Source organism: Bacillus sp. AMCV2 (genome assembly GCF_056033925.1).
Window position 1 is genome coordinate 3,449,984 of record NZ_JBVYIB010000002.1, and the last position, 12,471, is coordinate 3,462,454.

Annotated in this window: 8 protein-coding genes; 3 read left to right on the plus strand and 5 right to left on the minus strand. The window is 44.9% G+C overall.

Features of this window, described 5'->3' with window-relative positions:
- Positions 1 to 220: 220 nt before the first annotated feature.
- From uvrA to AC0OMA_RS17895, 3 genes are all read right to left on the minus strand, one after another.
- Positions 221 to 3,094, minus strand: coding sequence for an excinuclease ABC subunit UvrA (gene uvrA, locus AC0OMA_RS17885; RefSeq protein ID WP_014478114.1), 2,874 nt, complete (start codon positions 3,092 to 3,094; stop codon positions 221 to 223).
- Between the two features lie 7 nt (positions 3,095 to 3,101).
- The gene (gene uvrB / locus AC0OMA_RS17890; protein ID WP_003228054.1) at positions 3,102 to 5,087 is read right to left on the minus strand and encodes an excinuclease ABC subunit UvrB; all 1,986 of its coding nucleotides are present in this window, start codon (positions 5,085 to 5,087) and stop codon (positions 3,102 to 3,104) included.
- Between the two features lie 185 nt (positions 5,088 to 5,272).
- Positions 5,273 to 5,503, minus strand: coding sequence for a CsbA family protein (locus tag AC0OMA_RS17895; protein ID WP_003228053.1), 231 nt, complete (start codon positions 5,501 to 5,503; stop codon positions 5,273 to 5,275).
- A gap of 438 nt (positions 5,504 to 5,941) precedes the next feature.
- On the opposite strand from AC0OMA_RS17895, the gene AC0OMA_RS17900 reads away from it, so the two are divergent.
- The 3 genes from AC0OMA_RS17900 (at position 5,942) to AC0OMA_RS17910 (ending at position 10,447) form a co-directional block, all read left to right on the plus strand.
- Entirely contained in the window at positions 5,942 to 8,437 is a 2,496-nt protein-coding gene (locus AC0OMA_RS17900; RefSeq protein WP_474222309.1) for a PEP/pyruvate-binding domain-containing protein, read from the plus strand.
- Positions 8,438 to 8,512: 75 nt separating this feature from the next.
- Positions 8,513 to 9,082: a TetR/AcrR family transcriptional regulator gene (locus AC0OMA_RS17905; RefSeq protein WP_430630423.1), complete on the plus strand. Its 570-nt coding sequence runs from the start codon at positions 8,513 to 8,515 to the stop codon at positions 9,080 to 9,082.
- Between the two features lie 30 nt (positions 9,083 to 9,112).
- Entirely contained in the window at positions 9,113 to 10,447 is a 1,335-nt protein-coding gene (locus AC0OMA_RS17910) for an MFS transporter (protein ID WP_251217497.1), read from the plus strand.
- Between the two features lie 47 nt (positions 10,448 to 10,494).
- Here AC0OMA_RS17910 and minJ read toward each other — a convergent pair whose 3' ends face one another.
- The gene (gene minJ, locus AC0OMA_RS17915) at positions 10,495 to 11,688 is read right to left on the minus strand and encodes a cell division topological determinant MinJ (protein WP_003228042.1); all 1,194 of its coding nucleotides are present in this window, start codon (positions 11,686 to 11,688) and stop codon (positions 10,495 to 10,497) included.
- Between the two features lie 78 nt (positions 11,689 to 11,766).
- Complete coding sequence (swrA, locus tag AC0OMA_RS17920; protein WP_015251121.1) at positions 11,767 to 12,120, minus strand: swarming motility protein SwrAA; 354 nt, start codon at positions 12,118 to 12,120, stop codon at positions 11,767 to 11,769.
- Positions 12,121 to 12,471: the final 351 nt, after the last annotated feature.

Below are 12,471 nucleotides of genomic sequence, written 5' to 3' on the forward strand. Positions count from 1 at the left end.
GATGCCTTTAAGCCCCTTAATAGGGTTTGTCTGCTTAATTTGGAAATCTTCATCCGCCTTTCAATTCATATATCGACAGCAATTTGTAAATGTTTAGGCGTTTTCCCAAAGAAATTTTACCCAAAGACGATTCTAAACCTATTATGCCGTAAAGAAAAAGCTTGCCTGCTAAGTCCAAGGATGGACTTGCTGACAAGCTGTCCCCTCTTAACAGAGGGTTTTAAGATGTAGCTGTTTCTTTCGCTTTCAAGAGCGATTTCATGCGTGTTTTGTCACGTTCGATAACAGGCTTCAAATAACGGCCTGTATATGATTCTTCCACTTCAGTGATTTCCTCAGGCGTTCCTGACGCGACAATGGTTCCGCCCCCGGCTCCGCCTTCCGGGCCCAAATCCACAATGTAATCGGCCGTCTTAATGATATCAAGGTTATGCTCAATAACCAGTACAGTGTCTCCGTTGTCTACCAACCGTTGCAGCACGACAAGAAGCCTGGCGATATCGTCGACATGCAAACCTGTCGTCGGCTCATCTAAAATGTAGAGCGTGCGTCCGGTCGAGCGTTTGTGCAGCTCTGATGCGAGCTTCACGCGCTGCGCTTCTCCGCCTGACAAGGTCGTCGCCGGCTGGCCGAGCGTAATATAACCTAAACCAACATCATAAAGGGTTTGGAGCTTACGTTTGATTTTCGGGATATTTTCAAAGAAAGAAAGAGCATCTTCAACCGTCATATCAAGCACATCAGAGATGCTTTTTCCTTTGTACGTCACTTCAAGCGTTTCACGGTTATAGCGTTTGCCGTGACACACCTCGCATGGAACGTATACGTCAGGAAGGAAGTGCATTTCTATTTTAATAATCCCGTCTCCGCGGCAGGCTTCACATCGTCCGCCCTTCACGTTGAAGCTGAAACGGCCTTTTTTATAGCCGCGGACCTTCGCTTCATTTGTCTGCGCGAATACATCACGAATGTCATCAAATACACCGGTGTATGTCGCAGGGTTGGATCTCGGCGTTCTTCCGATTGGCGCCTGGTCAATGTCAATGACTTTGTCTAAATGATCCAAACCTTTAATCTCTTTATGGCTGCCGGGCTTCGCTTTCGCTTTATGAAGCTTTTGCGCCAGCGCCTTATGCAAAATTTCATTAACGAGTGTACTCTTTCCTGAACCGGAAACACCTGTAACTGCTGTAAACGTCCCAAGCGGGAACTTGGCATTCACTTTTTTCAGGTTGTTTTCTGAAGCACCTTTAATTTCAATGTAACGTCCGTCCGGCTTTCTTCTTTCAGGAGGCAATGGGATAAACTTTTTCCCTGATAAATAGCTGCCCGTTAATGAGTTTGGATCTTCCATCACTTCTTCCGGCGTACCCGCAGATGTCACCTGTCCGCCATGAATGCCGGCTCCCGGTCCAATGTCTATTAAATAATCTGCTGCCATCATCGTGTCCTCATCATGTTCGACAACAATCAGCGTGTTCCCGAGGTCTCTCATATTTTTCAGAGCGCTGATCAAGCGGTCGTTATCACGCTGATGCAGACCGATAGACGGCTCATCTAAAATATAAAGCACACCGGATAAACGCGAGCCAATTTGAGTCGCCAGCCTGATGCGCTGCGCCTCTCCCCCGGACAATGTACCCGCTGCCCTGCTCAATGTCAGGTAATCGAGGCCGACTTTGTCCAGAAAGCTTAAGCGCTCCACAATTTCGCGCAAAATCAAATTGGCGATCTGCATATCCTTCTCAGAAAGGGTGAGATCTTTAAAGAAGGCAAGTGCGTCTGCGACAGACAGCTCGGTAATTTTTCCAATGTGGCGGCCGTCAATCAGTACGGCAAGCGCCTCTTTCTTTAACCGATAGCCTTTGCACGTCGGACAAGATTTCTGAGACATATACTGCTCCATTTGCTCACGGATGAAATCGGAGCCTGTCTCCTTATATCGTCTTTCAATGTTGCGCAATACGCCTTCAAATTGAATTTCACCTTCACGGATTTGTCCAAAATCATTTTCATATCGGAAATAAATCAGGTCATCTCCGCTGCCGTACAGCACTTTATCCAGTTGATGCTTCGGCAAATCTTTGACCGGCACATCCATATCAATCCCGTAGTGGGTGCAGACTGCCTCAAGCAGCTGAGGATAATATTGTGAGCTGATCGGTGTCCAAGGGGCGACCGCATTCTCCTTCAATGACAAATCTTGATTGGGGATGACAAGATCGGCATCCACTTCAAGCTTCATTCCGAGACCGTCACACGTCGGACACGCCCCGAACGGACTGTTAAACGAAAACAGACGCGGCTCAAGTTCACCAATTGAAAATCCGCAGTGCGGACAGGCATGATGCTCGCTGAACATCAGCTCTTCCTCACCGATGACATCGATCATAACCCGTCCTTCACCTAAACGGAGCGCCGTTTCCAATGAATCTGACAGCCGTGCTGCCACGCCTTCTTTCACGACAATCCGGTCAATGACTACCTCAATGGAATGCTTCTTGTTCTTTTCTAATTCGATATCGTCGGAAAGCTCAGCCATCTCGCCGTCAATTCTGACTCTGACATAGCCTTGTTTTCTAATCTGTTCAAGCACTTTGACATGAGCGCCTTTTCGGCCCGAGACAATCGGCGCCAGCACCTGAAGCTTCGTCCGTTCCGGGTATTCCAGAATTCTGTCCACCATTTGCTCGATGGTCTGGGATGTAATCTCAATTCCGTGCTCCGGACAATGAGGCTTCCCTACTCTCGCATATAAAAGACGCAGATAATCATAAATCTCAGTTACCGTACCGACAGTAGACCTCGGATTGCGGCTCGTTGTTTTCTGATCGATGCTGATGGCGGGAGAGAGCCCCTCAATTGCATCCACATCAGGCTTATCCATTTGCCCTAAAAACTGGCGGGCATAAGCAGACAGCGACTCGACATACCGTCTCTGTCCTTCAGCATATATCGTGTCAAAGGCAAGGGAGGATTTACCTGATCCGGACAAACCCGTGACAACGACAAGCTGATCTCTCGGAATCGTTACATCTATATTTTTCAGGTTATGCGCCCTGGCTCCCTTCACCTCTATCCGATCCATAGCCATTTGTTCATCATCCTTCCGCTTTTAGCTCTAAAAGTAAATCGCGAAGCTCCGCGGCTCTTTCAAAGTCAAGCGCCTTGGCGGCTTCCTTCATTTCATGCTCCATCTGTTCAACGACTTTCTGGCGTTCTTTCTTCGTCATTTTCGACAGCTTCGGCGCGGCTTTTGTTTTGTATTCCGCTTTATCCTCAGCTGCTACTGTGGCACGAATGACATCGCGAATTTCTTTATTTATCGTTTTCGGCGTAATGCCGTGCTCTTCGTTAAACCGCTCCTGCTGCTCGCGGCGGCGTTTTGTTTCATTAATCGCAATTTCCATAGACTTCGTTATTTTATCGGCGTACATAATGACGCGGCCTTCCGCATTTCTCGCTGCCCGTCCAATGGTCTGGATCAGCGAACGCTCCGAACGAAGGAAACCTTCCTTATCCGCATCCAAAATCGCAACAAGGGATACTTCGGGAATGTCCAAACCTTCCCTCAGCAGGTTGATGCCGACAAGCACATCGTACTTGCCAAGGCGAAGGTCGCGGATAATTTCAATCCGTTCAAGCGTTTTGATCTCAGAATGCAGATAGTTTACTTTAATGCCGATTTCCTTTAAATAATCGGTCAGATCCTCTGACATCTTCTTCGTCAAAGTTGTCACAAGCACCCGTTCATTCCGCTCGATTCTTGCTTGAATTTCGCCGATCAAGTCGTCAATCTGGCCTTCGATTGGACGTACGTCAATAAGTGGGTCAAGAAGCCCCGTCGGACGAATGATCTGTTCGACCATTTCATCTGTATGTTCAATCTCGTACGGCCCTGGTGTTGCTGATACATACACGATATTGTGCATATGCTTTTCAAATTCCTCAAAACGAAGCGGACGGTTATCAAGCGCTGATGGAAGCCGAAAGCCGTGATCCACGAGCACCTGTTTCCGCGCCTGGTCTCCGTTAAACATGCCGCGCACCTGAGGAATTGTCACATGCGACTCATCCACCACGATCATAAAATCGTCTGGGAAATAATCAAGAAGCGTATACGGCGTTGAACCTGGAGGCCGCAGAGTCAAATGTCTTGAATAGTTCTCGATGCCGGAGCAGAAACCCATTTCACGCATCATTTCAAGATCATATCTTGTCCGCTGCTCTAAACGCTGCGCTTCAAGGAGTTTTCCGTTTTCGTGCATGACCTTCAGCTGCTCCTCAAGCTCCTTCTCGATATTTTGAATCGCCTTCTCCATTTTCTCGGCCCGCGTTACGAAGTGGGAAGCCGGGAAAATCGCAACATGATCTCGGTCGCCGAGAATTTCTCCTGTCAGCGCATCCACTTCCCGAATCCGTTCGATTTCGTCACCGAAAAATTCAACTCTGATACAATGCTCATCACGAGATGCCGGAAAGATTTCCACTACATCCCCGCGCACACGAAATGTACCGCGCTGAAAGTCGATATCGTTGCGGGCATATTGGATGTCTACAAGTTTTCTGAGCAGCTCGTTGCGCTCAATTTCCATTTCAGTCCGCAGTGACACAACCATTTCCCGGTATTCCTCAGGCGAACCGAGGCCGTATATACAAGACACACTCGCAATAATAATGACATCTCTGCGCTCAAACAAAGCTGATGTGGCGGAGTGTCTCAGTTTATCAATTTCATCATTAATACTAGCGTCTTTCTCTATAAATGTATCCGTTTGAGGCACATACGCCTCCGGCTGATAATAATCATAGTAGCTGACAAAATACTCGACAGCATTGTTCGGAAAAAATTCCTTGAACTCACTGTAAAGCTGTCCAGCAAGGGTTTTGTTATGGGCAATCACGAGAGTCGGCTTATTGACTTCTTTAATCAAATTAGACACCGTAAATGTTTTCCCAGTTCCTGTCGCACCCAGCAGAGTCTGATGCTTCTTGCCCTCCTGAATTCCTTTCACAAGCTTTTCAATGGCTTTCGGCTGATCTCCCTGGGGCTGATATTTCGAGACTAACTCAAAGCGATCTTTCACAAAAATAAGCCTCCGTTTCTTTAACGAAATCTTCCTATAGATATAGTAACACAATGGAAAGCAAAATCACCAAAAATACGAACTAAAGTTCGGTGGTTTTTTATTTCCAGCTGTTTTTGTGTATAAAAAACCTGCTTTTAAAACGTAAAAGCAGGTTTTCAGTCTTTATATTCATTATGTCCGATTTATTCTTCTTTTTTCTCTGCAGCTTTTTTGGCCATATACAGTCCCCCAGCCACAAGAGACACAACATCCAATCCTACAATAAAATACGTTTCTGTATAGCCTTTTAAATAAGAGGCAAACAGCAATGCAGCTGTTAAAGCGATCGCCACATAATGATTAAAGGTGACTCTAGTAAATAGAACAACAAGCATAAAAGGGAAAAACAATGCAAAAACGGCTTTTGTAATCAACAAAAACCCTCCTCAGGGATTCTTCATCTGATCTGATTATAGTAAAAAATGAAGAATCGGACAATCGTGCATTCGCTCCCTCTGCTACACCATACCCCTTTTCAGCCAAAATCAATCACCATATTTGCATTTTGGTGCCGGTCAAAACTTATTCCATGGTGCTGCTGTTCTAATCAGCGGCACTTTTTTTATTACATCATCAAGTCCGCCGCCAGATTCCGAGAATAAAAGAAAATAGGCATACAGTACCAGTACGGCCGCATTTTTCATGATAATCTAACTAACTTAACTATTCATTTTATTTAGGACTTTCTGCGTTTGACAGCATTTTCCTGAAAACCTACAATTGAACGATAGTGTTCACTATCATTTTTGAACACTGGCTCCGTCATAAAAACTAGAGAGAAAAACAAAATGAAGGAAAGAGGGGTTTCAAATATGTATTCTGTTTTATTTCGCCAGGCAGAAGAGTCCAGCCAGCTGGCTGGAGCAAAAGGAATGAATTTGATTAAATTGACCAAACACGGTCTTCCTGTTCCGGACGGGTTTATTATTCAAACGAATGCGCTCGCACGTTTTATGGAGGACAACCAGCTTCAAGAGACTAGTGAAAACGTCGAAAGCGAGATCATTTCCGGAACATTTTCGGATGAGCTGAAAAATGAGCTGACTAGTTCCTTTTATAAGCTTAGAGAATCATATCGATCCGTAGCCGTGCGTTCTTCGTCTGCCTCGGAAGATTTAGAAGGCGCCTCATTCGCGGGTCAATATGAAACCTACTTAAATATCAAAACAGAGGAAGAGTTTCTGGCTAAAGTGAAAGAATGCTGGGCCTCATTTTTTTCTGGGCGGGTCAGCAGCTATAAGAAAAAAATGAACAATCAAATCGCAGAGCCGTTAATGGGAATAGTCGTTCAGGGGCTGATCGATTCAGAAATGTCAGGTGTTATCTTCAGCCGCAACCCTGTTACCCATGATAATAGAGAGCTTTTAATCAGCGCCAGCTACGGGTTGGGTGAAGCTGTTGTTTCAGGAAGTGTTACCCCAGACACGTTCATTGTTAATAAATCTTCGTTTGAGATTCAGAAAGAAATAGGTGCAAAGGAAATCTACATGGAGTCTGCGGCAGAAGGAATTGCTGAAAAAGAAACGAGTGAAGACATGCGCAGCCGTTTTTGCCTTACAGATGAACAAGTGATTGAATTGGCTGAAATCACAAAAAAAACCGAAGACCTGTACGGATATCCTGTCGATATAGAATTTGGAATTGCTGATCATCAAATATACCTTCTGCAAGCTCGTCCGATTACAACCATTGATCAGGACAAAAAGGCGGCAGAAGAAAAACGCAGCTTCATGATTACCGACGCTGATATGAATGATTTCTGGCTTAACATGGAGTCTAATATTGAAGGTCCGGTGAGTCCGTTATTTTCATCCTTCATCGTGCCGGCATTGGAATATGGCTTGAAGAAGAGCATGCAAAAGTTTCCGATTGGTGTAGTTGTTGATGAAGTAAAACTTTATCGCGGACATATTTATTCCAAAAACCAAGGCGGACAGCAGCCTCCTTCTGAAGACTGCGGCAAAGAGTTTTTCCCGATTTTATCGGAGCATATGTATGACATCATCAATCACACATACCTCCCTTTTTACCGGACACTGGACCAGCTCGCACAAACTGAGCATACCGCAGAAAGCGCACTGGATGCTTTTCAAAAACTAAAGGCCTTTTATCTCACGGCTTATGAAGAGCACTTCAATATCGTTTTCCCGCAAATCCTTTTAACAAACAAACTGCAAGCGATGTATCAGGACATTCAAGGAGAGTCCGAAAACGCTCATTTTTACGAGATGCTGACAGGAAAAATGAACAAATCACTGGAAACGGACCGTTGCTTATGGCTATTTTCTGTGGAAGTTCAGGAGAACCCGAACCTTCTGGCCATTTTTGAAAACAACAAGCCTGAACAGCTCCAGGAGAAATTGGAACAAACAGATGAGGGAAGACACTTCCTGAAGAACGTCCATGAATTCTTGCAAGAATACGGATGGAGATCTGTTAAAAGTCATGATCTGATTGAACAAATCTGGGTGGAAAATCCGTATTTCGCTCTGGCCAATATTCAAAATTATGTCCGTAATGGCTATCATTTTGACAATGAATTTCAGAAAACGAAAGAAAAACGAGAGAAATTATACAATGAATTCTTGGAAAGCATAGAAGATCCCGGTTTACGCACCGAATTTGACCGCTATTATCAATGGACACTGAACTCTGCAAATATAAAAGATGATCACCACTTTTATATTGACGCCATGCTGGATGCCAAGGCGAGAATCTTTCTGCTGAAGATAGGTGAATTGCTGGCGGAAAACGGTGTCATTCAAGATCGGGAGGACCTTTGGTTCTTATATGATGACGAAGTGGAACAAGCGCTTCTTCACCCTGTATCCCTGCAAGAAAAGGCTGAAAAACGCAGACAGATTTTTCATGAGTATGAGCTGGCCCAAGCCCCAGCCTACCTCGGCACCCCGACAAAAGAACAGCTCAAAGCTGCTGAAGAAATTGTCGGCGCTGTGATAGAGGATGAAAAAAACACAGACAATCATATTTTTGGCATTGCGGCATCAAGCGGCATTGCGACAGGTCCGGTGAAAATCATTCGGGACGCCAATGAATTTTCTCAATTCGCGCCTGGGGACGTACTCGTTTGCAAGATGACCACACCGCTATGGACCAGCCTGTTTCAAGACGCCAAAGCGATTATTACAGACACAGGCGGCATTTTGTCTCACGCTGCGATTATTGCCCGTGAATACGGCATTCCAGCCGTTCTCGGCACACGCACGGCAACCGAAAGACTGCGAGACGGTGACATCATCACTGTTGACGGAAGCAGTGGCAAAATCACAGTTGTCAGCCGGTCCTGATGCGTCCCCCTCTTTCTTATACAAGCGGGGCGGGTGTATACTTGTCCTGCCAGTATACTCGTGAGGTGAAACGTATTGAGACCGACAAACAAGAGAATCCTTGACGCTGCCATGCAGCTGCTCGTCAAAAAAGGATATCGCGCAACAACTACAAAAGAAATTGCAGAAAAAGCAAATGTAAGTGAAGCGACGATTTTCAGGAACTTTAAAAACAAACAAGGACTAGTTGAGGCTTTGCTTTCTCAGCATTCTTCAAACAGAGGCAGCATTTTGGAACAAACAGAAGGGGATTTGTACAAAGACCTGCTTCATATCGGAACCTGTCTCTTGGAGGAGCTCGAACATAGAAAAGATATCATTAAAATCAGCTTTCGTGAACCGGCCTTGTTTCAGGATGTCATTAACCACGTCACTGAATATCCCCAATCTATGAAACAGCTATTGGTTGATTATCTCAAAACAATGGGTGAGAAAGGGGTTATTCAGACAGGAAATGAAGCGGAGCATGCCGACGTGTTCATGTCGATTATCTTCGGTTATTTCATTCACCGTCTCCACTTAGGAGACCGGGTCATATCAATGCCCCAGGAAAAAATGCTGGAGCACAGCACAGCTCTATTTGTCAAAGGAATTTCTGCTGATTAACTCCTTGGCATAATAAAAAGGAGGATCCCAATGAGTTCAAGAAAAGAATGGGCGCTGATCGTCTCGCTATTATTGGGGGCCATTCTGGTTCCCATTAACTCAACGATGATCGCGGTCGCGCTCTCATCTATTTCCCATACGTATAACGAGTCCATCGCAAGCATCACTTGGGTGGTTACCGTTTATTTAATCGTGATGGCAGTCACACAGCCGATTGCAGGGAAGCTCGGTGACATGTACGGCAATAAAACAATGTACTTATGGGGAGTCGGCCTTTTTCTAATCGCATCTCTAGGCTGCGCCCTTTCACCGAGTCTGCTCCTGTTAATTGTTTTTCGGGCATTGCAGGCTGTCGGCGGGGCATTGCTTACGCCAAACAGCATTGCCATTATCCGGCATGTTGTTTCTGAAAAACGCCTACCGAAAGTGTTTGGATTTTTCGGACTGGGCGCGGGACTTGGTGCAGCACTCGGGCCTTTTATCGGCTCTATACTGATTGACAGCTTCAGCTGGCATTCGATTTTTTGGGTCAACATCCCGTTCCTCGCCATTGCTTTATTTACGGCATTAACGATGTTTCCTCAATATAAAGAAAATAAATCTGACGCGCCGCTGGATATCATCGGCTCTCTCTTGCTTGCAGGCAGCATCGTTTCCATTATCCTGCTGACGAAAAATGAGGCTCCATGGGGATATGCGGTATACAGTGTATTGATACTTCTTTTTGTTCCGCTTTTTTTCAGAAGAGAAAAACGTACCCAGCACCCCATCATTGACTTTGCACTGTTTAAAAGCTCAACCTTTACAAATGCGAATCTATCAGTCTTGTTAAGCAATTTGATGATGTATGCCGTCTTATTGATTATGCCGTTATTTATGACGAGCCAATTTGGGCTTAATACGTCTAACAGCGGGATGGCGCTTTCTGTATTTTCGATCTTCATGTCAGCCAGCAACTGGGTGGGCGCGCAGCTCCATTACAAATGGGGAGCAAAAAAAATCATTTTTCTTTCATTTGCCATGATGGCTGGTGCGAATCTATTATTTTTGCTGTTAAGCAGCTCGCATTCTGTCTTGTTCCTCATGCTCTCTCTTATCCTTGGCGGGCTCGCTTCCGGAGTCGGTCTGACCAGCATGCAGGTTTCATCCCTTGCCACAGTAGACCCCGGTATGTCAGGAGTGGCATCCGGGATTTTCTCGACCTTCCGTTATTTCGGAAGCATCATTTCATCAGCCTTAATTGGCCTGATTTCGGGATATCACATCCTATTTATGATTCTCTTTGCTGTATCCATCATCGGCGTTTTTGTTTCATTGGGCATCAAATCTGATGAAACGGCACGGATAGAAAAAAACTCAGCGTAACGCAAAACAGCCCGGCATCGCATCTTCCTGCGGTGCCGGGCTGCCTTTTATGATCCAGAAGCGGCTGCTTCGTCTTCACGGTCATCCTTTACGAAGAGGATGCCCAATTCATGATGTTCTCCTTCATAAGAAGCTCGCTGGTCAAAACGAATTTCTCCATTCAAACCGATAATTTCAAGCTTCACATATGCACGGTTATGCTGGAGCGCTTCATAGAAATCAGAAACGTTCTTAACCGGTATGCCATTGACTTTCGTTATGATTTCCCCGATTTTCAATTCCAGATCCTCAGCCGGCGTATTGGGGATAATCCCAAGCACCATTAAGCCCTGATCCCTTTTCGAGAAATAAAACGGAGCCGCGTTATCATTCACTCTTTGCTTTATGGACAGAAAAATACGCCCTAACAAAGCAGTACAGACCGCTGCACCCGCAAGCGGCGTCCACAGTAAGCTCGCTGCACCGAGAACTGCGACGGCAAGACCGAGAATACAAACGCGTTTCGCTGTGATCCTAATACTCGTTTCAGGCAGCGATCCCTGTACCCTTTGTCCAAATCCGACAAAGTAAGGAATCCATAGAAAATGGAACGAGCCGCCGGGCACAGTAAACACGGGCCACCAGCTAAGGTGCGATTCTAAACCATTACCGGGCACGAGAAGGAACAGCGGCAAAAGCCAAACCCGGTTTGCCAGCTGCTGTCCGATCGGCAAACCGCGGCTGCTTACGACAAGTGCCGGTGATGTTCTCACATGCGCAGAACGATAAGCAACCGCTCCTTCAGTGATAATCAGCAAACCTAGAAACACAGCCACAGCCGGCCAAACAACTGCAAATCCTTGCGGAAATCTCTCTAGAAAGGGCTCCGCCTGATATATTTGCAGTCCAAAACCTATCAGCATACTCACACTGACGATATATGCAGCAGACATCCAGTTTGCGCGAAGAGTGAACGCTGCCGCTGCAGTGATAACGGCAATAATCGCAAGTAAACCGAGAGGAATCGATATTCCGAGTCCACCTAAAATAACTGACAAAAGAAGACCTGGAATCAGTCCCTTTGTATATGTAAATTTCAGATCATCATAAATATCTGCTATTCTTGTATGAAAGGTTTTTCGTTCCCGTTTGATTCTTACATAGCCGAAAGCCAGGGTTATGATGATAAAAAACCAGAAAAGCGGGTGTAAGAAGAACAAGCCCGCGCTTTTTAACAGTTCAATTCCCCATTGAACAGACACTATCTCTCACCGCCTCAAGCCAAACATGTTACTCATATTCTATCAAATATTAAATGGCTTGGATATCCTCAGGAGAGTTTATCTCTCTTGCGTCATCCACAGCGTGACATTCGATAGTGAAAAATCCTTTAAATAGTGGTTTACATCCACATCCAATAACCCGCTGATTAGATGCATCGACCTTTTTATATCTGTCAGATTAATTCCTAATCGCTTATGGTTTTTCATTAAGTAGTTAAAATAATGTTTGGCGCATTCCTCATTAATGTCATTTACTGATTCGACATTGGTGTAATTGACCAAATATCTGCTGAACAGCATAAGAAGACTTAGTGCTTTTGTAGCTGAAAATGTTACGTCTTGTGTTCTGTCTTTTAATTGTTCCACTAATTCATAATATTTTTTTTCACGCACAATACTTGCCCTCTTCAATTGTGAACCCCCATTTTCTTTATACAGATAAGCACGGGCCAGTATAAGCAGCAGTACTGGAGTGCTAACAAGCATTCTCGCTAACGTTACTCTTTAAATACCTGTCGTTCAGCTGCCATTAACCTGATTACTGTTCTTTTTAGAACCTTCTTATATTGTATGAAGTAAACAAAGACTAGGCAACTTGCAAAAGTTTCATTTTAAATGCATATTAACTCGTTAGAAAGTCTCTCTCATATATTGATATCGGGTAATAACAGTCCTTTATAAATGTTTATTTGTGAAAATTTTTTTAATTTCTTGTCAAAAACTCGTTTTTTATGTGACTTATGATCCATAATCTCTTTAAGC